Source organism: Micromonospora sp. NPDC005413, from assembly GCF_040606435.1.
Lineage (GTDB): Bacteria > Actinomycetota > Actinomycetes > Mycobacteriales > Micromonosporaceae > Micromonospora.
The window spans coordinates 529932-552103 of sequence record NZ_JBEXEV010000002.1; the positions used below are offsets into that span (position 1 = coordinate 529932).

Consider the following 22172-nt stretch of genomic DNA (forward strand, 5'->3'; position numbering starts at 1 on the left):
CTTCCGGTGACGGGCCCGGTCGACACCGGCCCGGTCACCCCGCGCCTCCCGTACGGCGACGGGACGCGCCCCGGTCCATCCCCCAACGCAGACGCGCTGCCCGCTTAACAAGCTGGGGATGCCGCGCGCCTGCCGACCACCGGAGGAACCGATGCCCCGACCGACCGGACGACGATGGTTCGCCGTCGCCGCTGGACTGATCCTCACCATCCCCCTCACCTCCGCCGTCCCCGCCACCGCCGCACCGACCGACGACGTGGCCCCGACCGCGCCGGCCGCCGTGGAGAACGGACCGGCCGCGCTGCGCTCCACCGCCCGCGCCCCGCAGACCTACCGGGTGCTGGTCTTCACCAAGACCGCCGGTGAGCGCCGCGCGTCCATTCCCGACGGCGTCGAGACCATCCGGCAGCTGGCCCGGGCGAACGACTTCACCGTCACGGTGAGCCGGGACGCTGCCGTGTTCACCGCCGCCGAACTGGCGAAGTTCCGTGCGGTGGTCTTCCTCAACACCACCGGCGACGTGCTCAACACCAGCCAGGAGGCCGCCTTCGAGGCGTACGTCAAGGCTGGCGGCGGTTACGTGGGCGTGCACGCGGCGGCGGAGACCGAGCCGGACTGGGCCTTCTACCAGGACCTGGTCGGCGCGAAGGTGGCCGGCGCCTCGCCGGCCGTCCGCGGTGTGTTGGACGTGGCCGACCGGGCCCACCCGGCCAGCGAGACGTTGCCGCGCACGCTCACCCTCACCGAGGAGTGGTACAACTTCAGCCGCAACGTCCGGGGCTCCGCACACGTCCTGGCCACCGTGGACGAGAAGACCTACACGGGCGGCGCGATGGGGCACGACCACCCCATCACCTGGTGCAAGGACCACCAGGGCGGGCGCTCCTTCTACACCGGCCTCGGGCACAGCATCGAGACGTACCGCTCGGCGAAGTTCCGTGAGCACCTGCTCGGCGGCATCCAGTGGTCCGCCGGCGTGGTCGAGGGCGACTGCGGTGCCACGGTGCTCGGCAACTACGAGAAGGTCACCCTCAACGACGACCCGGGCGAGCCGATGTCGCTGGCCGTGCTCCCGGACGGTCGGGTGCTGCACAACACCCGCGGCGGCGAGGTGCGGCTCTACGACCCCGCCACCGGCGCCAGCCCGGTGATCACCACCGTCGACGTGTACCAGCACGACGAGGACGGCCTCCAGTCGGTGGCGATCGACAGGGACTTCGCGACCAACAAGTGGGTCTACATCTACTACGCGCCGAAGCTGAACACCCCGGTCGACGACCCGGCCACCCCGGGCGTCAACGAGGGCGACGCGCCGGCCACCTCCACCGACCCGACCGTGTGGGACAAGTTCAAGGGCTACAACCAGCTCTCCCGGGTCAAGCTGGTGGACTCCCCCACCCCGCACCTGGACATGAGCACCGAGCAGCAGATCCTCCGGGTCGACGTGGACCGCGGCATCTGCTGCCACGTGGCAGGCGAGATCAAGTTCGACGGCAAGGGCCTGCTCTACCTGATCACCGGAGACGACACCAACGCCGGCGGCTCCGACGGCTACGCCCCGATCAACGAGTCTCCGACCCAGGGCCCCGGCTACGACGCGCAGCGCTCGGCGGCCAACACGAACGACCTGCGGGGCAAGCTGCTGCGGATCAAGGTGCGGGCCAACGGCACGTACGCCATTCCGAAGGGCAACCTCTTCCCCGAGGAGCAGGACACCGCCGCCAAGACACGGCCGGAGATCTTCCTGATGGGGCTGCGCAACCCCTTCCGGTACGACGTGGACGCCAGGGGCATGGTCTACGTCGGCGACTACTCGCCGGACTCCCGCGTACCCAGCGCCACCCGGGGGCCGGACGGCACCGGCCGCTGGTTCGCCACCAACAAGGCCGGCAATTACGGCTGGCCGTACTGCTACTCGCCGAGCCTGCCGTACATCGACTTCGACTTCGTCACCCGGACCTCCGGTGCCCCGTTCAACTGCGGCGCCCCGGTCAACAACTCGCCGCGTAACACCGGCCTGCGGGTGCTGCCGAAGGTCGAGCAGCCACAGTTCTGGTACACGTTCGACGGGCGCACCCCGTGTGCCGGGTCGTACCTGGAAAACCCGCCGGTCAGCTGCGACTTCAAGTGGCCGGTGATCGGCACCGGCGGCGTCGGCCCGATGGGCGGCCCGATCTACTCGTACGACCCGGCGTCGACCTCGGAGGTGAAGTTCCCCGAGTACTACCAGGACGCGGTGGTGTTCGGTGAGTTCACCCGGGACAAGATCTTCATGATGCGCACCGACGGCCGGGGCACCCTGACCGGCGTCGAGCAATTCCTGCCAGGTGTCGTCTTCGACAACCCGATGGACATGGAGTTCGGCCCGGACGGCTCGCTCTACCTGCTGGAGTACGGCGACGGCTTCTTCCGGGCCAACCCCGACGCGCAGCTGTCGGTGATCCGGTACGTCAAGGGCAAGCGGTCACCGGTGGCGAAGCTCGACGCCACCCCGACCTCGGGGACGGCACCGCTGACCGTGCGGTTCTCCTCGGCCGGCAGCTACGACCCGGACCCGGGCGAGTCCATCTCGTACGCCTGGGACTTCACCAGCGACGGCACGGTCGACTCGGCCGACCCGGCCCCGTCGTTCACCTACACGTCGAACGGGACGTTCACCGCGAAGCTGACGGTGACGGACTCCAGCGGGAAGACGGCGGTGCTCACCAAGGAGATCGTGGTCGGCAACACCGCACCCACGGTGACCGTCACCTCCCCGGTGGGTGGCAGCTTCTTCACCTGGGGTGAAAGCGTGCCCTACACGGTCACGGTGACCGACCCGGAGGACGGGCCGGTGGACTGCGCACGGGTGACCGTGACCTTCGTCCTGGGCCACGACAGCCACGGCCACCCGGACAGCTCCACCACCGGCTGCACCGGCACCCTCGCCACCCCGGCCGACGGCGGTGACCACGCTGGCGGGTACCTGTACGGCGGGATCAGCGCCTCGTACACCGACCTGGGCGGAGGCGGTCAGGCCCCGATCACCACGGTCGGGCAGGCGATCATCCAGACGCACCGTCAGCAGGCCGAGAACGCCCAGGTGAGGCAGGGCGTCGAGGTGGCCGCCACCGGTGACACCGGCGGCGGGCAGCACGTCAGCGCGATCGACCCGGGCGACCACATCGCGTTCGACCCGATCAACCTGGGCGGGGTGTCCACCGTGACGCTGCGACACTCCGGCGGCTCGGCCGCCACCGCCGGCACCCCACGGGCGGCGGTGGAGCTGCGACTCGACTCGCCGACCGGCCCGGTCGTCGCCACGGCGACGCTGAACGCGACGGCCGGAAACTCGGCCTTCACCAGCACCGCGGTACCGGTGGACCAGCCGGCCGGAGCGCACCGGCTCTACCTGGTCTACCGCGCCGTACCGGGCGGCCCGACGAGCGGCCTGGGCAACCTCAACTGGGTGGAGTTCAGCGAAGGCTGACATGCCCGGTACGACGGAGGCCGGCCCCGCATCACAGCGGGGCCGGCCTTCCGGCGTTTCACGGACAGGTCAGCGGTCGAGGACCAGGCCGACCTTCTGGAACTCCTTCAGGTCGCGGTAACCGCACTTGGCCATCGCCCGACGCAGCCCGCCGAACAGGTTGAGCTGACCGTCGGCCTCGTCCGCCGGGCCGAAGAGCAGCTCCTCCATCGACCCGAGCGGCTCACCGGCAACCTCGAAAGCACCCCGGGGCAGCGACGGGTGGCTCGCCGCCGAGTGCCACCAGGCACCACCGGCGGGCGCCTCGTCGCAGAGCGACAGCGGCTCACCGAGCATCACCGCGTCCGCGCCGCAACCGAGCGCCTTGGCGATGTCGCCCGAGGTCTGGATGTCACCGTCGGCGATCAGGTGCACGTACCGGCCGCCGGTCTCGTCCAGGTAGTCCCGGCGTGCCGCCGCGGCGTCGGCGATCGCGGTGGCCATCGGCACCCGGATGCCCAGCACCGACTCGGTGGTCGACCACTCGTCGCCACCGATGCCCACGATCACACCGGCCGCGCCGGTACGCATCAGGTGCAGCGCCGTCTTGTAGTCCGTGCAGCCGCCGACGATCACCGGCAGGTCGAGGTCGGCGATGAACTCCTTGAGGTTCAGCGGCTCGTCGGTGGTCGACACATGCTCGGCCGAGACGATGGTGCCCTGGATGACCAGGATGTCCACCCCGGCGTCCAGGATCACCGGGGCCAGCGCCAGGGTGTGCTGCGGGGAGACCCGCACCGCCACGGTGCTGCCACCGGCCCGCAGCTCACGGACCCGCTCCGCGATCAGGTCCGGGCGGATCGGCTCGGCGTACACCTCCTGGAGCCGCTTGGTGGCGCGGGCGTCCTCGCCGAGGCCGGCCAGTTCCTCCAGCACCTTGGTCGGGTTCTCGTAGCGGGTCCAGAGCCCCTCGACGTTGAGCACGCCGAGGCCGCCGAGCTCACCGAGCCGCACCGCCGACGACGGGCTCATGGTGGCGTCGGAGGGGTGGCCGACGCACGGAATGCCGAACGGGTACGCGTCGAGCTGCCAGGAGGTCGAGACGTCGTCGACGTCCCGGGTCCGGCGGCTCGGCACGATGGCGATGTCGTCCAGGTGGTAGCCGCGCTGCGCTGTCTTGCCCAGCCCAATCTCGACCACGTCACGCATGGAAACTCCAGGTGTCTTCGGGGGTGGTGGGGGAGGTCAGCGGGTGTGGTAGTTGGGCGCCTCGACGGTCATCTGGATGTCGTGCGGGTGGCTCTCCTTCAGCCCGGCCGCGGTGATCCGGATGAGCTGGCCCCGGCGGTGCAGATCGGGGATGTTCTCCGCACCGGCGTACCCCATCGCGAGCCGCAGCCCGCCGACCAGCTGGTGGGCCACGCGGGAGAGCGGCCCCCGGTAGGGAACCTGACCCTCCACGCCCTCCGGGACCAGCTTGTCGTCGCTGAGCACGTCCTGCTGGAAGTAGCGGTCCTTGCTGTACGACTTGGCCTGGCCCCGGGACTGCATCGCGCCCAGCGAGCCCATCCCGCGGTACGCCTTGTACTGCTTGCCGTTGACGAAGATCAGCTCGCCGGGGCTCTCCTCGCAACCGGCCAGCAGGCTGCCGAGCATCACCGTGTCGGCACCGGCCACCAGGGCCTTGGCGATGTCGCCCGAGTATTGGATGCCGCCGTCACCGATCACCGGCACACCCGCCGGGCGGGCGGCCCGGGCCGCCTCCATGATCGCGGTCACCTGCGGCACGCCGACCCCGGCGACGATCCGGGTGGTGCAGATCGCCCCCGGCCCCACGCCCACCTTGACGCCGTCGGCGCCGGCGTCGACCAGCGCCTTCGCGCCGGCGTACGTGGCCACGTTGCCGCCCATGATGTCGATCGTGACGTCGGACTTGAGCCGGCGGACCATGTCCAGCACGGCCCGCTGGTGGCCGTGTGCGGTGTCCACGATCAGCACGTCGACGCCCGCGTCGACCAGGGCACGGGCCCGCTTGTAGGAGTCCTCACCAACGCCGATGGCGGCGGCGACCCGGAGCCGGCCGGCGTCGTCCTTGCTGGCGTCCGGGTACTGCTCGCTCTTGGTGAAGTCCTTGACGGTGATCAGGCCGCGCAGCCGGCCCGACTCGTCGACGATCGGCAGCTTCTCGACCTTGTGCTGGCGCAGCAGCGCCAGTGCGTCGTCCTTGCTCACCCCGACCCGGGCGGTGATCAGCGGGGTGTGGGTCATGATCTCGCGGACCGGAGTGTCCGGCTCGGAGACGAAACGCATGTCCCGGTTGGTGACGATGCCGACCAACTGGCCGTCGCCGTCCACCACCGGCACGCCGGAGATGCGGTAACGCCCGCACAACTCGTCGACCTCACGCAGCGTGTCGTCCGGGCGGGCGGTCACCGGGTTGGTGATCATGCCGGACTCGGAGCGCTTGACGAGGTCGACCTGGAGCGCCTGGTCCTCCATGGAGAGGTTGCGGTGCAGCACGCCGATGCCGCCCTGACGGGCCATGGCGATCGCCATCCGGGCCTCGGTCACGGTGTCCATAGCGCTGGACAGCAGCGGAATGGACAGCTCGACGTTGCGGGTGAGCTTCGTGCGGGTGTTGACCCGGCTGGGCACCACGTCCGACTCGCCCGGCTGCAGCAGCACGTCATCGAAGGTCAGACCGAGTGGAACCACCCGGGCGGAGCCGGCCGGCAGCTCGGGCAGGTGGCCGCCCAGGTCGGCGTGCTCGACGCCGGCCAGAAGCTCGTTGTTGGGCGAATTTTCCACGATTGCTCCCCTGAGCTGCTCGGATGGGCTTCAGCGAGGTGGCGCGGGCGGGCACCGGAGCGCGCCACGATGCAAGCACGTCGTCTCATCGTACCCAGTGAGCTGGGCGACCTGTCCGTGGCGGGCCGGCCCGGCGCAAGGCCGGGGGGCGGACGTTCCCGCCGCGTTGGGTCTACGGTGAGGGGGTGCACGACGAGCCCATCGACCCGTTCAACGGCGACCCGGCCGATCCGACCGCGGGTCTGGACGACCCGGGCGACGACGCGACGCCGGATCCGCTGACCGACGTCGAGCGGCAGGACGTGCTGGAAGACCTCGCCGACCTGGAGATCTACCAGGCGCTGCTGGCCCCGATCGGGGTCCGCGGGCTGGTGATCGAATGCGAGGACTGCCGGGAGCCGCACTACTTCGACTGGGACCTGCTCCGAGGCAACCTGCGGCACCTGCTCAACTCGGGTCGGCCCCGGGTGCACGAGCCCGCCTACGACCCCGACCCGGACCACTACGTGACCTGGGACTACGCCCGTGGGTACGCCGACGGGGTGCACGACACCCTGACCGAAGGCACCGAGGACGAGCCGGACACCCCGACCGCCACGTAGGTGACGGCGGCGCGGCGCGTGCCTCAGGCGACCAGGCCGGCGCGGAAGCCAGCCGCCACCGCGTGCGCCCGGTCCCGCGCACCGAGCTTGCGGAACAACCGGCGGGCGTGCGTCTTGACGGTGTCCTCCGAGACGAACAACTCCCGGCCGATCTCCGCGTTGCTCTTGCCCTCAGCCATGCCGAGCAGCACCTGAAGCTCGCGCTCGGTGAGCCCGACCGACGCCCGGGCGGGTCGGGTGTTCGGGGCGGGCCGGGCCACGTCGGTCTGGTCGGCCGCCGATTCGCCATTCGCCGACTCGGCCTCGTCATCACCCCGCTGCACCGGCACCGACGGCACACCCGCCGGCACCTCGCCGGGCGTGGCCGTCCAGCCGGGCTCGCCGGAGCCACGCGGCGACGGCCCGGAACGACCGGAACCACCGACCGCCGCGGCGTCCCGGGCCGGGTCGGTGATCCGTTGGCGGGAGGCCCGACCAGGCGCGGTGAGCAGCAGCAGAGCCTTTGCCACCGCGCTGGTCAGGTCGTGGTCGACATTCTGGATGAGACCCCGGGCTCCCGCACTGATGGTGGCTGCGGCGGCCTCGGACTCCTCGGTGCCGAGCAGCAGCACCGCGGCCTGCGGCGCGCGGGCCAGCACCCGACGGACGAAGCCGGCGCTGTCCGGCCTGGTGAGGGCCGTGTCGGCCAGCACCACGTCGGCCGGTCGCTCGGCCAACCGCAGCATCACCTCAGGATCGGAGACGGCGGTACGGACGATCGCGGACAACCCCAGTCGCGCGGCAGCAGAAGTAAGGTGCTGCGCCGCGAGTGGTGTCCGAACGCACACAAGAACGGTACGCACTGTGGTCTCCTCTCCGCCAACGAGCAGACCATGGCGGGGTCGGCTGGGGAGGGGGTTCCCGGCAATCCTTCGAACTTTTCCGACAGATAGGGCAAAACCGGCAATTTCGATGACGTTTTCGATCACAGATGTGTGAGTCGCCGACGGCCCGGGTACCGGAGATCCAGGCCGGGAACGGTGCGCCTGCGCGGCCCGCCGCCCGGATGCCGGCCACAAGGATTCTCGCGGAGCCGCGCGGGAGGAGGGGTGCTGATGTCGAACGTACGTAGACTGCCCGGACCCATCGTCGATCTCTGGGACTGGCAGCGGCTCGGTGCCTGCCGAGGGCGCGACAGCGCTCAGTTCTTCCACCCCGACGGTGAGCGCGGGTCGTCCCGGCTGCGCCGCGAGTCCGCCGCCAAGGCCGTCTGCCGCGCCTGCCCGGTCCGGGCCGAGTGCGCCGCACACGCGTTGTCGGTCCGCGAGCCGTACGGCGTGTGGGGTGGCTTCAGCGAGTCGGAGCGGCTGCGACTGCTCGCCGTCGGCTGGGAGGACCTGGCAGACCGTCGACACGCCCGGGTCGACGTCGCACGACTGGAAGCCCGCCTGGGCCGCCCGCACAAGTCGACCGTCCCGGCCCAACGCAACGTCGCCTGACCCGACACTCCCCTACATCCGCGAACCGCGCCCCCGACTCGGAGGCGCGGTTTCGCGTCCGCCAAGCGCGGACACACGATCACACCAGATCGCCGATATCGGGGTATCGCGTCGTGCCGGATACCCCAACATCGCCGATCTGGAGTGGATCGCCGTTCCTGGGCGTTTTCGTTGCCCCCTCCCCGCTGGCACGGCCGGCTGTCCGGGTGCTGTCCGGGTATCGGACGGGTGTTGTTGCGCGGGCTCAGAGCGAAACGGCACGCACCTCCAGCGTGCGGACACGGCACGCACCCCCGGCGTGCGGACACGGCACGCACCCCCGGCGTTCGCGTCACCGGCAGCGCCCGAGGCTTGGCGGCCCGTCGCCACTCGGTGGGATATCGCCATTGTCCGGTTTGGGGTGATTCTAGCCTGTGATCGGTCGCACCCGTGGCCCGGAATCATGGCCGGCCCGGGGTCGTTACATACCCTGACGATCGCAGCACCACCGGCCCGCCACCCCGGGTTGGAGTGCTGACCCCCCGGGGTTGGAATGCTTGGCTCCGTCCGGTCGTTGCAGTCCTCACGAACGACCGCCCGGTCAGCGTCTCCTTGTGGGTGCCGGTGGATGGGCCACCCCCGGAATGACCCCGGCCCCCCGGTCGTTACACCTGGACCCGGCGCCACGAGCCCTCCGCTCGTAGGCCGCCGACCTCGGCGCCCCAAGCCACCCCCGGCCCGCAGGCGCCGAACCTCAAAGACTTTCCCCCCTGATTTTTGATGCGCCCGGACGAGGTGCTCACACCCTGCACGCCGGTTCCCCCTTTGGCGGCTGGGTGTCCTTACCCCCGAAGGAGCTAACTCTCATGAACACGATCATTCGTAAGAGTGTGTTGTCTGTTGCTGGTCTCGCGTTCGCCGGTGGTGTCTTCGCCGGTCCGATCGCCGCTCACGCCAACCCGGTCGACACCAAGCCGGTAGCGGTCGCGGTGCAGACGGCCAAGCCGCAGGGTGACCAGTCCCGGATCACCCTGAACGATGAGCAGACCGCCAATGTGAAGGCGATCATCGCCGCGACGAAGAAGGCTGGTCTGCCGGAGCGGGCCGCGGTCATCTCGATCGCCACGAGTCTGCAGGAGTCGAAGTTGGAGAACCTGGGTCACCTCGGCGACAAGAATGACCATGACTCGTTGGGTCTGTTCCAGCAGCGTCCGACCAGTGGTTGGGGTACGCCGGAGCAGATCACCGACCCCGCCTACTCGACGGCCGCCTTCCTCAAGGGTCTGAAGCAGGTCGACGGATGGCAGGACATGCCCCTGACCGTCGCCGCGCAGACCGTGCAGGTCTCGGCGTACCCGGACGCCTACGCCCAGTGGGAGCAGCAGGCCACCGACCTCGTCGCCCAGCACTGGAACAGCTGACCCACCGAACTAGACCCGCTGGCCGGCACCCCAACCCGGGGTGCCGGCCAGCGGCATTTCCACGCCCGCACACCCCGCGCGGGTTGGTGGTTGCGCGCAACGCGCTGGCCGGTCCGCGACGCGCTGCGAACGACGCCCTGTCCGACGCAGGCACGCGCTGCGAACGACGCCCTGTCCGACGCAGGCACGCGCTGCGAACGACGCGCTGTCCGACGCAGGCACGCGCTGCGAACGACGCGCTGTCCGACGCAGGCACGCGCTGCGAACGACGCGCTGTCCGACGCAGGCACGCGCTGCGAACGACGCGCTGTCCGACGCAGGCACGCGCTGGAAGCGACGCACGGTCCGATGCGGACGCGCTGGAAGCGACGCACTGGCCGGTGCAGGGACGCGCAGCGAGCGACGCACTGGCCGGTGCGCGAACACGCGCTGCGCGCGACGCGCCGGCTGATGCGGGAGGCGAATGACCTTGCCCCAACTGGCGCCTACCCGCAGACCTTGGACAGTTTCCGTTAGCAGATAACGGAAATTGTCCAAGATCTCCACGGTAGGGCGTACCGCTGATCAGTCGGACGGCTCGGCGGCGGGCGGCGACGACCGACCGTCCGTCGCATGCGGGGATCAGCGGACGGTGACAGTGACCGTGTGCCAGCCGGTGGCGCCGTCCGGGACGACATCCTGCTTACGCTCGGTCTGGGTTTCGCCGGTCGCGTCGCTCGCCCGGACCTGGAGCCGGTGCTCGCCCGGCGTGGCGTCCCAGCGCCAGGACCACTGCACCCAGGTGTCCACCGACACGGTCGGGGCCAGCTCCGCCTGCTGCCACTCGCCGCCGTCGACGCGGACCTCGACCCGGCGGATGCCCCTGTGCTGCGCCCAGGCCACGCCGGCGACGGTCACCGGCCCGGTGGTCAGCTTGTTGCGTCCCCGGGGCGTGTCGATCCGCGACTGGGTCTTGATCGGCCCCTCGACGGACCAGCCGCGCGGCACCCAGTACGCGTCGAAGTCGGCGAACCGGGTCAGCTCCAGCTCGGTCACCCACTTGCAGGCCGACACGTAGCCGTAGAGGCCGGGCACCACCATCCGGACCGGGAAGCCGTGCTCGACCGGCAGCGGCTCGCCGTTCATGCCGACCGCCAACAACGCGTCCCGCCCGTCGCGCAGTGCGGCGGTGGGGGTGCCGCAGGTCCAGCCGTCGACCGACCGGCCGACGACCTGGTCGGCGTCCTCGTCCGGCTCGACCTCGTCGAGTAACTCTCGCAGGGGTACGCCGAGCCAGCGGGCGTTGCCGATCAGGTCCCCGCCCACCTCGTTGGAGACGCAGGCCAGCGTGACGTACCGCTCGACCAGCGGCCGGGCCAGCAGGTCGGCGTAGGTGTAGGTGCGCTCGGTGCCGACCCGCCCGTGGATCCGCAGCCGCCAGGTGTCCGGGTCCACCTGCGGCACCACCAGTGCGGTGTCGATCCGGTAGAAACCGAAGTTCGGGGTGACGTAGGGCGCGAGCTGTGTCAGCGAGAGGTCCGCGCCCGCCGGTAGGGCCGGTGCGGGGGCGACCGGCGCGGGCAGCCGGATCGCGTCCCGGGCGGCGGAAACCCCGCGCCGACCGGCCAGCCAGCGCCCGCCGAGACCGGCCACCACGGCCGTGCCAAGCAGCATCCCGCTGCCGGTGAGGAACCGCCGCCGCGACTCCGGGTCGACCTCCGGCGTCGGCGCCCTCGGCTCAGCCGCCGCCGACGGCGGCTCGGCCGGGCTCACCGGCGCCGGCGCGGCGGGAGTCACCGGCACCGGCAATCCCTCCCGGGCCGACGAACCGGACGACGAACCGGGCGAGGACCCGGCCGACGAACCAGCCGACGAACCAGCCGACGAACCGGACGACGAACCGGACGACGACGCCGGCGCGGCGGGAGGCGTGGGTGGGGACCAGGACCAGGGGTCCAGCTCGAACGGACCGGCGATGAACAGCCAGAGCACCAGGGCACCGAGACCGGCGCCGACCAGCGACGGCAGCGCGTCGGCGGCGTCCGCACCGGGACGGGTCAGCGCGGCGGCGGTGCCGATGGCGCCGAACGCGGCGATGCCGGCCAGGCCGAGTGCCAGCCGGCGGACCGCCAGCACACCGAACAGCGCGGCGAACCCTCCGAGCAGCAGGGCCGTGCCGACCAGTAACGCGATCTTGTCGGCGGTGCCGAACAGGTCGATGGCGAACTGCTTCAGCGATTCGGGGACGGCGTCGACGACAACCCCGCCGACCGCGACCAGGGGCGCCGACCGAGGACCGGTCAGCACTGCCACTGGTTCGGCGATCCCGATCGCGACGGCCGCGGCGGTCACTCCGGCCAGCGCGGCGTACCGCCGTGACGTGGTGCTCATCGGCCCAGTGTGCGCGATCATCGCGCCCAGTCGCCAACGTCAGCGGCAACGGCAACGCCGACGCCGACGCCGACGTCAACGTCAACGTCAACGTCCGGTGATGACCCGCAAGACGAGCCGGGGCACATCGCCATACGGCGGTGTGCCCCGGGACGGGTATCGCTACCGGGTCAGAAGCCCGGGCCGTGCTGGTGGCCGTGGCCGTGCCCGCCGGCGGCGGCCGGCTCGGCCTTCTCCGGCTTCTCCACCACGAGGCTCTCCGTGGTGAGCAGCAGACCGGCGATCGAGGCGGCGTTGGTGACCGCGTTGCGGGTCACCTTCACCGGGTCGATGATGCCGGCCTTGACCAGGTCGACGTACTCGCCGGTGGCGGCGTCGAGGCCGTTGCCCCACTGCATGTCGGCGACCTTCTGGGTCACGACGTAACCGTCGTGACCGGCGTTCTGAGCGATCCAGCGCAGCGGCTCGACGAGCGACTTGCGCACGACCGAGACGCCGACCTTCTCGTCACCGGTGAAGCCCAGGTCGTCGTCGAGGACCGAGCGGATCTGCACCAGGGCGGCGCCGCCGCCGGGCACGGTGCCCTCCTCGACCGCAGCCTTGGTCGCCGCGATGGCGTCCTCGATGCGGTGCTTGCGCTCCTTCATCTCGACCTCGGTCGCCGCACCCGCCTTGATCACGGCGATGCCACCGGAGAGCTTCGCCAGCCGCTCGGCCAGCTTCTCCCGGTCCCAGTCGGAGTCGGAGGCCTCGATCTCCTTGCGGATCTGGGACACCCGGTCGGCGACGTCGGACTTCTGGCCGCCGCCGTCGACGATCGTGGTGTTCTCCTTGTCGACCACGACGCGCCGGGCGGTGCCGAGCACCTCCAGGCCGACCTGGTCGATCTTGTAGCCCAGCTCCGGGGCGACCAGCTCGGCGCCCGTGGAGATCGCAATGTCCTGGAGCATCGCCTTGCGCCGGTCACCGAAGCCCGGAGCCTTGACCGCGCAGACCTTGAGGGTCTTGCGCAGCGAGTTGACCACCAGTGTGGAGAGCGCCTGGCCGTCCACGTCCTCGGCGATGATCAGCAGGGGCTTGCTGTTCTGCAGGACCTTCTCCAGCAGCGGCAGCAGCTCCTCGATCGCCGAGATCTTCTGGGTGGTGACCAGGATGTACGCGTCCTCAAGGACGGACTCCTGACCCTCCAGGTCGGTGACGAAGTTCGGCGAGATGAAGCCCTTGTCGAACTGGAGACCCTCGGTCACCTCCAGCTCGGTGGTGAGCATGGTGCCCTCCTCGACGGTGATGACACCGTCGCGGCCGACCCGCTCCATCGCCTCGGCGATCAGATCACCGATCGTGGCGTCCTGCGCGGAGATCGTCGCCACGTTCGCGATCGACTCCTTGGTGGTGACCTCTGCGGCACGGCCGAGCAGCGCCTCGGAGACCTTGACGGCCGCCGCGTCGATGCCCCGCTTGATGCCGGCCGGGTTGGTGCCGGCGGTGACGTTGCGCAGACCCTCACGAACCATCGCCTGGGCCAGCACGGTCGCGGTGGTGGTCCCGTCGCCGGCGACGTCGTTGGTCTTGGTCGCCACCTCCTTGACCAGCTGCGCGCCAAGGTTCTCGTACGGGTTGGTGAGCTCGATCTCCTTGGCGATGGTCACACCATCGTTGGTGATCGTGGGCGCACCGAATTTCTTGTCCAGGACGACGTTGCGCCCGCGCGGGCCGAGGGTGACCTTGACCACATCCGCGAGGGCGTTGACACCGTGCTCCAGCAGGTGCCGGGCGTCGTCCGAGAAGCTCAGGATCTTCGCCATGTATGTCCCTTCGAAGCGCCATTGCCCCGGCCCGGCGAGCCGGACCGGGGCAGTGACACTGATCGGTTGCTTACTTCTCGATGACCGCGAGGACGTCGCGGGCGGAGAGCACCAGGTACTCCTCGCCCGCGTACTTGACCTCGGTGCCGCCGTACTTCGAGTAAAGGACGGTGTCGCCGACGGTCACGTCAACCGGGATCCGGTTGCCGGAGTCGTCAACGCGCCCCGGGCCGACAGCGAGGACAGTGCCCTCCTGCGGCTTCTCCTTGGCGGTGTCGGGGATCACGATGCCCGACGCCGTGGTGGTCTCAGCCTCGTTCGCCTGGACCAGAATCCGGTCCTCGAGCGGCTTGATCGCTACCTTGGTCGCCGTAGTCACGGGCATACCCTCCTGGGGTACTGGTTTCGTTGCTGGCCGGCGGGGCCGACCAGCGTCAATTGCCTCATGCCACCGGGCGGGGCCGTCGTCGCGGGTGCCGGTCCGCCTGGCGTGCGCACCCGGGTCGCGAGACCCGGAAGCTGGCACCCTCAGGGTGAGAGTGCTAATCGCAGGTTATTCCGTGGCTAGCACTCCGTCAAGGAGAGTGCCAGCGCGCCGTCCTCCGTGTCGCCACAGTTCCGCCAGTCGTCACCGCAACAGCCGCCACGCCCACCGACTGACACCACCGTCCGGGCAGCCCGGCCGGGCCGGGACAATGGCCGGGTGGATCTCGATCAGCTGGCGGCGCTGCGTACCCCCGAGGGGTCGGCCGCGCTCACGGCGGCGGCCGGGCTGGCCGGCGGTGATCCGTTGGCCGCGGCGTCGGCGCTGCGCGCGGCCGGGGTGCCGCCGACGCTGGCCGCGGCGGCGCTCACCCAGGCCGAGCTGCGCCGCCGGGCGGTCGGCAAGTTCGGCCCGACCGCCGCTGGGATGTTCCTCACCCGCCCAGGCCTGGAGCAGGCCACCCGTCGGGTGGTCGCCGACCGTCGGGCCGCCCGGCTGTACGCGGCCGGCGTGCGCACCCTGGCCGACCTCGGCTGTGGCCTCGGCGCCGACGCGCTGGCCGCCGCCCGCGCCGGCATCCGGGTGTACGGGGTGGAGGCCGACCCGGTGACCGCCGCGATGGCCGCCGCCAACGCCGCGGCGGCCGGGCTGGCCGAGTTGTTCACGGTCGAGTGCGGAGATGCCACCGCGTTCGACGTGTCCCGGGTCGACGGGGTCTTCTGCGACCCGGCCCGACGCACGACCGGCACCGGGCGACGGATCTTCGACCCGCGTGCCTACTCGCCACCGTGGGATTTCGTCACCGGGCTGGCCGAGCGGGTGCCGCGCACCGTGGTGAAGGTGGCACCGGGCCTGGACCACGCGCTCATCCCGGCCGGCGCGGAGGCGGAGTGGGTTGGCGTGGACGGCGACCTGGTCGAGGCCGCGCTCTGGTGCGGCGAGCTGGCGGAGGTGCCCCGCCGCGCCACGCTCTACCGACAGGAGGGCGTCGAGGCCCACTGCCACCAGCTCATCGGCTCGGGCGCCAACGAAGCGCCGGTCGGGCCGCCGCGCCGCTACCTGTACGACCCGGACCCGGCGGTGGTCCGCGCGCACCTCGTCGCCGAACTGGCCGACGAACTGGACGCCACCCTCGGCGATCCGAGCATCGCCTACCTCTACGCCGACCACCCGACCCGCACTCCGTACGCGCGCTGCCTGGAGATCACCGACGTGCTGCCGTTCTCGCTCAAGCGCCTGCGGGCGCTGCTGCGGGACCGTCAGGTGGGCCGGGTGGAGATCCTCAAGCGCGGTTCCGCGCTCACCCCGGAGCAGCTTCGGCGGGATCTGCGGTTGGCTGGCGACGCGGCGGCGAGCCTGGTGCTCACCCGGGTTGGCGGCGCACCGACGGTGCTCGTCGGCCGGCCGGTCGACTAGCGTCGGTGGCGTGGCAGGACAGGGCACTCCGGCAACGGCACTGGTGGTCAAGCGCGGAGTCGCGCATCGCACCCATCCGTACCGGGTGGCGCCGGACGCCCCGAACTACGGCGCGTTGGTGGCGGTCGCGCTCGGCGTGGCACCGGAGCGCGTGTTCAAGTCGCTGGTGACCGAGGTCGACGGCGCGCTCACCGTGGCGGTCGTCCCGGTCACCGGCGAGCTGGATCTCAAGGCACTCGCGGCTGCGGTCGGTGGCAAGCGGGCGGTGCTGGCCGACCGTGCGGTCGCCGAGCGCGCCACCGGCTACGTACGCGGTGGGATCAGCCCGCTGGGGCAGCGTCGGCGGCTGCCCACCGTGCTGGACGACTCCGCGTTGACCCTCCCGACGATCTACGTCTCGGCCGGTCGGCGCGGCCTGCAACTCGAACTGGCCGCGGCGGATCTGGTGGCGCTGACCGACGCCCGCACCGCGCCGTTGCAGACCCGCTGAGGGCTTTCATTACGGTCGACTCCTCCTGGGTAGCCAGGGAGTAACAGTCGCGTTGCTGAATTGTTATCGCTCCCAACGAACTTGACACCTGCGCAGCCTTGTGGACTCACGACGGTGCGCAATACGTTGCCGGACACAACAAAACAACACCTCCCCCACCCCCGAAAGGACCCTGCACATGCGTAAGGGGATCCTCACCATCGCCGCCGTGGGCCTGCTCACGACCGGCGGCTTGACCGCCTGTGGCAGCGACTCCGACTCCGGCACGGCCGACTCCGCCAAGACCCCCAAGATCGGCGTGATCCTCCCGGACAGCAAGTCCTCCGCCCGCTGGGAGACCGCGGACCGTCGGTTCCTGGAAGAGGCGTTCAAGGCCGCCGGCGTTCAGTACGACATTCAGAACGCCCAGAACGACAAGACCGCCTTCCAGACCATCGCCGACCAGATGATCACCAGCGGCGTCACCGCCCTGATGATCGTCAACCTGGACTCCGGCACCGGCAAGGCCGTGCTCGACAAGGCCAAGTCGCAGGGCGTCGCCACCATCGACTACGACCGGCTCACCCTCGGCGGCTCCGCCCAGTACTACGTCAGCTTCGACAACGAGACCGTCGGCAAGCTCCAGGGCGAGGGTCTGGCGAAGTGCCTGACCGACCAGGGTGCCAAGAACCCGGTCGTCGCGTACCTGAACGGCTCCCCCACCGACAACAACGCCACCCTGTTCAAGGCCGGCTACGACTCGGTGCTCAAGCCGAAGTTCGACTCCAAGGAGTACGTCAAGGGCCCCGACGACGCGGTGCCGGCGTGGGACAACGCGCAGGCCACGACGATCTTCGAGCAGCAGCTCACCACGGCCAACGGCAAGATCGACGGTGTGCTGGCCGCCAACGACGGTCTCGGCAACGCCGCCATCTCGGTGCTGAAGAAGAACAAGCTCAACGGCAAGGTTCCGGTGACCGGGCAGGACGCCAGCACCGAGGGTCTGCAGAACATCCTCGCCGGCGACCAGTGCATGACCGTCTACAAGGCGGTTCGGGAAGAGGCCAAGGCCGCTTCCGACCTGGCCATCGCGCTCGCCAAGGGTGAGAAGAAGGACACCGGCCAGTCGGTGAAGGACGGTGACCGCGACGTCCCCTCGGTGCTGCTCACCCCGAAGGCCATCTACAAGGAGAACGTCAAGGACGTCATCGCCGACGGCTACGTCACCAAGGAAGAGGTCTGCGCCGGGGCGTACGCCAAGCTCTGCGCCGACGCCGGCATCAGCTGACCGACGCCGCAGTACCCGCCGGGACGACCATCGCCGCCCGGCACGGGAGCACCCCTCCCGTGCCGGGCGGCGCCCGCCGGACGGGCCCCGACCCTCCCTTAAGAAGGAGACCCCCGTGTCCGCGACCCCCCTGCTGGAACTCCGCGGGATCGACAAGAGCTTCGGTCCCGTCCAGGTGCTCCGCGACGTCGCCCTGACCGTCCACCCGGGCGAAGTGACCGCACTGGTCGGCGACAACGGCGCCGGCAAGTCGACCCTGGTGAAGTGCATCAGCGGCATCCACCCCACAGACGCCGGAGAGTTCCTGTTCAACGGTGAACCGGTGCACATCGGCAGCCCTCGCGACGCAGCCTCGCTCGGCATCGAGGTCGTCTATCAGGATCTCGCGCTCTGCGACAACCTGGACATCGTGCAGAACATGTTCCTCGGCCGGGAGAGGCGCAGCGGCATCGTCCTGGACGAGCCGACCATGGAACAGCTCGCTGCCGAGACCCTGGCGGGGCTCTCCATCCGCACCGTCACCTCACTCCGCCAGCACGTGTCCAGCCTCTCCGGCGGCCAGCGTCAGACCGTGGCCATCGCCAAGGCGGTGCTCTGGAACAGCAAGCTGGTCATCCTGGACGAGCCGACCGCGGCGCTCGGCGTGGCACAGACCGCCCAGGTGCTCGAACTGGTCCGCCGCCTCGCCGACAACGGCCTTGCCGTGGTGCTCATCTCGCACAACATGAACGACGTCTTCGCCGTCTCCGACCGGATCGCCGCGCTGTACCTCGGCCAGATGGTCGCCCAGGTGAAGACCACCGACATCACCCACGCCCAGGTGGTCGAGCTGATCACCGCTGGGCGCTCGGGCGGGCTCGGCCTCGCCACCGACCCGGGCAGCAACGGCGACGGCCCGCAGCCGGCCGACTCGATCTCAGGAGGCGTCCGATGACCACCACCGCGGTACGGAAGGACGGCCCGGGGGCCGTCACACCGGCGCCGACCGTCGGAGGCCACGTCCGCAACTACCTGAGTCGCGTACGCGGTGGTGACGTCGGCGCGCTACCAGCCGTACTCGGCCTGATCGTGCTCTGCACCGTCTTCGCGATCATGCGGCCGTCGTCGTTCCTGTCGGCCGGGAACTTCGCCAACCTCTTCACCCAGGGCGCGGCGGTCACGCTGATCGCGATGGGCCTGGTCTTCGTGCTGCTGCTCGGCGAGATCGACCTCTCCGCCGGCTTCGCCAGCGGCGTCTGCGCGGCGGTGCTGGCCAATGTGGTCACCGTGCTCGGCTACCCCTGGTGGGTCGCCGTGCTCGCCGCGGTCGCCACCGGTGTGGTCATCGGCACCACGCTCGGGTTGCTGGTCGCGAAGATCGGCATCCCGTCCTTCGTGGTCACCCTCGCCGGCTTCCTCGCCTTCCAGGGCGTCGTGCTGATGCTCGTCAAGGATGGCACCAACATCTCCGTCCGCGACGAGGTGCTGGTCGCCATCGCCAACCGCAACCTCGCCCCCACGCTGGGCTGGGCGCTGGCCGCCCTCGCGGTCATCGGCTACGCGGCGGTGCAGCTGCTGCGCCACCGCAACCGGGTGGCCCGCGGTCTGATCACCGACCCGCTCGCGGTGGTGGCGCTGCGGATCGGCGGGCTCGCCATCATCCTCGGCACCGCGGTGTACGTCCTCAACCTCGAACGCAGCCGCAACGTCCTGATCAGCTCCCTCAAGGGCGTGCCGATCGTGGTGCCAATCATCGCGGTGCTCCTGATCGTGTGGACCTTCGTGCTCCAACGCACCAGCTACGGCCGGCACATCTACGCCGTGGGCGGCAACCGGGAAGCGGCCCGCCGGGCCGGCATCGGGGTCGATCGGATCCGGATCTCGGTCTTCATGATCTGCTCGTCGATGGCCGCCGTCGGGGGCATCGTGGCGGCCAGCCGGGCCAACTCGGTCGACCCGAACACGGGGGGCAGTAACGTACTGCTCTACGCGGTCGGCGCGGCAGTCATCGGCGGCACGAGCCTCTTCGGCGGCAAGGGCCGCGTCCTCGACGCCATCCTCGGCGGCGCGGTGGTCGCGGTCATCGAAAATGGAATGGGCCTGATGGGGTACAGCGCTGGAGTCAAGTACGTGGTCACCGGCGTCGTGCTGCTGCTCGCCGCCAGCGTCGACGCTCTCTCCCGGCGCCGCGCGGCAGCCACCGGCACCCGCTGACCGCGGGAGGTGGCACCACGATGCGCCCAGGACCAAGCCAGGACCACGTCCGACGGCAGAACCTCGGCGCCCTGCTGAGGCACGTGCACGTCCACGGAGCGACCACGCGCGCCGAACTGACCACCACGCTGGGCCTCAACCGCAGCACCATCGGCGCGCTCACCGCCGACCTGGTCGCGGTGGGGTTGGTCAGCGAGGGCGCGCCGAAGGAGACCGGCCGGGCCGGGCGACCGTCACTGGTCGTCCGGCCCGAATCGAGCCGGGTCTACGCGTACGCGTACTCGGTGGAGGTGGACCGGTTGCGTGCCGCCCGGATCGGGTTGGGTGGCGCGGTCCTGGACCGCCGTGATCTGGACCGACCGCGTGGCCTGCTGGCGGCGGAGGCCGCACCGCTGTTGGCCGGCGCGGTCAAGGAGATGCAGCAGGTGGTGCCGGCCGACGCGATCTGTGTCGGTGCCGGCGTCGCGGTCTGCGGCATGGTCCGTCGCGACGACGGCCTGGTCCGGCTCGGCCCGACCACCGGCTGGGTGGACGAGCCGATCGGCGCGGCACTCGGCGCCGAACTGGGCATCGACGTGCCGATCACGGTGGGCAACGTTGCCGACGTGGCCGCGTTCGCCGAGCACGTACGGGGCGTGGCGGCCGGCTGCGACAACGTCATCTACCTGTACGGGGACGTCGGCGTGGGTGCCGGCATCATCGCCGGTGGACGCCGGCTGACCGGGCACGGTGGGTACGGCGGCGAGGTCGGCCACATGAAGGTGGTCCGCGACGGCAGGCCCTGTGAGTGTGGCTCCCGGGGCTGCTGGGAGACCGAGATCGGCGAGCAGGGTCTCCTCCGCGCTGCCGGACGCTCCGACGCCCGGGGCCGCGATGCGCTGCTGGCCGTCTTCGATGCCGCCGACCGGGGTGACGCCCGGGCCCAGACGGCCGTCCGCCAGGCCGGGGACTGGCTCGGCTTCGGCGTGGCCAACCTGGTGAACGTCTTCAACCCCGAGATGGTCATCTTCGGCGGCACCATGCGCGACCTCTACCTCGCCGCGGCGGCCCAGATTCGCAGCCGGCTCAACTCCAACGCGCTCGGCGCCTGCCTGGAGCACGTCCGGCTGCGTACACCGAAGTTGGGCGAGGACGCCTGCCTGATCGGGGCATCCGAGTTGGCCTTCGAACGGCTCCTCGCCGACCCCCTCGACGTGGGCTGATCCGCGTACCCTGTCCGGCGTGGATGTCGAGCTGCGCGCCTCCGACGACGACCGCAACCGGGTGGTCGCCGAGCTGCACCGGCACACCGCGGCGGGCCGGCTGACGCTGGACGAGTTTTCCGACCGGGCCGGTGCGGTGTGGACGGCGCGCACCCTCGGTGACCTGGCCGCGCTGACCCGCGACCTGCCAGCCCTGCCCGACGTGGCCGTCAACGGCGACCCCGTCGGGCACGGGCCTCGGGAGTTGCTGGTGCTCTTCGCCGTCGCCGCGCTCACCCTGCTGCTGCTCGGCGGCTTCATCGCCGTCACCCGCTGATCCACGTCGCCCTCCGATGAACTGATCGCGCGATCAGTCCGTACCAGTGGGCGGACGGGCAACCGGCAGGGTACGGCTGCCCGGTCCAGACGCGTTCCGGTCCGGACCGAGGAGGCACCACAGACATGGCACCGCTCAGATCCGCCCATCGCCGACTGGGCACCCGGCCCCATCGAGCGGCGATGCTGCTCATCGCGATCATCGCGGGGGTCGGTGTCCTGCCCGGCGTAGCCGTCGCCGCGCCCGCCGGTGGTGGCCAGCAGCTCAACGCCGCCGACATGACGCTGCTCAACGGGGTACGGCTGGCCGGGCTGTGGGAGATGCCAGCCGGTCAGATGGCCGCCGAGAAGGGACAGTCGGCAAAGGTCCGGGAGATCGGCGCCGGCATCGCCAACGAGCACCAGCGTCTCGATCAGCTGGTTGTCGACGCGGCCAACAAGTTGGGCGCGAGCATCCCCAGTGAGCCGACCGCCGAGCAGAAGGGCTGGCTGACGGAGATGCAGAACGCCTCCGGCGCCCGGTTCGACCAAATCTTCGTCACCCGGCTCCGGGTCGCCCACGGCAAGATCTTCCCGGTGATCGGGGCGGTACGGGCCAGCACCCGGGACGCCACCGTCCGCAAGCTCTGCGACGACGCCAACGGCTTCGTGATGCACCACATGCAGATGCTGGAGAGCACCGGTCTGGTCCGCTGGCCGGAACTGCCGCCGGCCGCGCTGCCCGCCCCCGGCAAGGATGGACTGCTGGCAGCCGCCGGGGCGAACGCCGGCCCGCAGCCCGGAGTCAGCAGTACCGTCGTCTGGCTGGTCTTCCTCGCCGCCCTGGGCACGGGCGGAATCGCCACCTACCGGATGTTGCGCCGCAGCTGAACCATCGGCGGTGGCCTGGATGGT

General features: G+C 70.7%; 18 protein-coding genes. 12 read left to right on the forward strand and 6 right to left on the reverse strand.

What is annotated here, in order from left to right:
* The first annotated feature begins 151 nt into the window (after positions 1-151).
* Positions 152-3469, forward strand: coding sequence for a ThuA domain-containing protein (locus tag ABZS37_RS05240; RefSeq protein ID WP_355165717.1), 3318 nt, complete (start codon positions 152-154; stop codon positions 3467-3469).
* A gap of 69 nt (positions 3470-3538) precedes the next feature.
* Here the strand turns inward: ABZS37_RS05240 and ABZS37_RS05245 are convergent, their stop codons facing one another.
* Positions 3539-4657: a GuaB3 family IMP dehydrogenase-related protein gene (locus ABZS37_RS05245; protein WP_355165719.1), complete on the reverse strand. Its 1119-nt coding sequence runs from the start codon at positions 4655-4657 to the stop codon at positions 3539-3541.
* A 36-nt stretch (positions 4658-4693) separates the two neighbouring features.
* A complete protein-coding gene (guaB, locus tag ABZS37_RS05250) occupies positions 4694-6256 on the reverse strand; it encodes an IMP dehydrogenase (RefSeq protein WP_354995094.1) in 1563 nt (520 codons plus the stop codon).
* A gap of 185 nt (positions 6257-6441) precedes the next feature.
* Here guaB and ABZS37_RS05255 point away from each other — a divergent pair, with 185 nt between their 5' ends.
* Entirely contained in the window at positions 6442-6858 is a 417-nt protein-coding gene (locus tag ABZS37_RS05255) for a DUF5319 domain-containing protein (RefSeq protein WP_355165721.1), read from the forward strand.
* A gap of 23 nt (positions 6859-6881) precedes the next feature.
* Here the strand turns inward: ABZS37_RS05255 and ABZS37_RS05260 are convergent, their stop codons facing one another.
* Positions 6882-7700 (reverse strand): response regulator transcription factor, encoded by an 819-nt coding sequence (locus tag ABZS37_RS05260; protein ID WP_355165723.1) that lies wholly within the window; start codon positions 7698-7700, stop codon positions 6882-6884.
* 252 nt (positions 7701-7952) lie between these two features.
* Between ABZS37_RS05260 and ABZS37_RS05265 the strand changes: the two genes are divergently transcribed.
* Positions 7953-8336: a WhiB family transcriptional regulator gene (locus tag ABZS37_RS05265; RefSeq protein ID WP_354995091.1), complete on the forward strand. Its 384-nt coding sequence runs from the start codon at positions 7953-7955 to the stop codon at positions 8334-8336.
* 845 nt (positions 8337-9181) lie between these two features.
* Entirely contained in the window at positions 9182-9736 is a 555-nt protein-coding gene (locus tag ABZS37_RS05270; protein ID WP_355165725.1) for a hypothetical protein, read from the forward strand.
* A gap of 621 nt (positions 9737-10357) precedes the next feature.
* Here the strand turns inward: ABZS37_RS05270 and ABZS37_RS05275 are convergent.
* From ABZS37_RS05275 to groES, 3 genes are all read right to left on the reverse strand, one after another.
* On the reverse strand, positions 10358-12106 hold the full coding sequence (locus ABZS37_RS05275) for a molybdopterin-dependent oxidoreductase (protein WP_355165727.1): 1749 nt from the start codon (positions 12104-12106) through the stop codon (positions 10358-10360).
* 170 nt (positions 12107-12276) lie between these two features.
* A complete protein-coding gene (groL, locus tag ABZS37_RS05280) occupies positions 12277-13911 on the reverse strand; it encodes a chaperonin GroEL (protein WP_354995089.1) in 1635 nt (544 codons plus the stop codon).
* Between the two features lie 70 nt (positions 13912-13981).
* Positions 13982-14296, reverse strand: coding sequence for a co-chaperone GroES (groES, locus tag ABZS37_RS05285; RefSeq protein ID WP_354995088.1), 315 nt, complete (start codon positions 14294-14296; stop codon positions 13982-13984).
* A 318-nt stretch (positions 14297-14614) separates the two neighbouring features.
* Here groES and ABZS37_RS05290 point away from each other — a divergent pair, with 318 nt between their 5' ends.
* From ABZS37_RS05290 to ABZS37_RS05325, 8 genes are all read left to right on the forward strand, one after another.
* Positions 14615-15811 carry a methyltransferase domain-containing protein gene (locus ABZS37_RS05290; RefSeq protein ID WP_355165729.1) on the forward strand — a complete coding sequence of 399 codons (1197 nt, stop codon included), beginning with the start codon at positions 14615-14617 and terminating at the stop codon, positions 15809-15811.
* 10 nt (positions 15812-15821) lie between these two features.
* Positions 15822-16301 carry a Cys-tRNA(Pro) deacylase gene (gene ybaK / locus ABZS37_RS05295; RefSeq protein ID WP_354995086.1) on the forward strand — a complete coding sequence of 160 codons (480 nt, stop codon included), beginning with the start codon at positions 15822-15824 and terminating at the stop codon, positions 16299-16301.
* Between the two features lie 178 nt (positions 16302-16479).
* Positions 16480-17568: a substrate-binding domain-containing protein gene (locus tag ABZS37_RS05300; protein ID WP_355165731.1), complete on the forward strand. Its 1089-nt coding sequence runs from the start codon at positions 16480-16482 to the stop codon at positions 17566-17568.
* Positions 17569-17683: 115 nt separating this feature from the next.
* The gene (locus ABZS37_RS05305) at positions 17684-18502 is read left to right on the forward strand and encodes an ATP-binding cassette domain-containing protein (protein WP_355165733.1); all 819 of its coding nucleotides are present in this window, start codon (positions 17684-17686) and stop codon (positions 18500-18502) included.
* Positions 18499-19761, forward strand: coding sequence for an ABC transporter permease (locus ABZS37_RS05310; RefSeq protein ID WP_355165735.1), 1263 nt, complete (start codon positions 18499-18501; stop codon positions 19759-19761). The genes ABZS37_RS05305 and ABZS37_RS05310 overlap by 4 nt, the downstream gene beginning before the upstream one ends.
* Positions 19762-19781: 20 nt before the next feature.
* Positions 19782-20963 carry an ROK family transcriptional regulator gene (locus tag ABZS37_RS05315; RefSeq protein ID WP_355165737.1) on the forward strand — a complete coding sequence of 394 codons (1182 nt, stop codon included), beginning with the start codon at positions 19782-19784 and terminating at the stop codon, positions 20961-20963.
* Positions 20964-20982: 19 nt separating this feature from the next.
* Complete coding sequence (locus tag ABZS37_RS05320) at positions 20983-21279, forward strand: DUF1707 domain-containing protein (protein WP_355165739.1); 297 nt, start codon at positions 20983-20985, stop codon at positions 21277-21279.
* A gap of 125 nt (positions 21280-21404) precedes the next feature.
* Complete coding sequence (locus ABZS37_RS05325; RefSeq protein ID WP_355165741.1) at positions 21405-22148, forward strand: DUF4142 domain-containing protein; 744 nt, start codon at positions 21405-21407, stop codon at positions 22146-22148.
* The last annotated feature ends 24 nt before the right edge of the window (positions 22149-22172 follow it).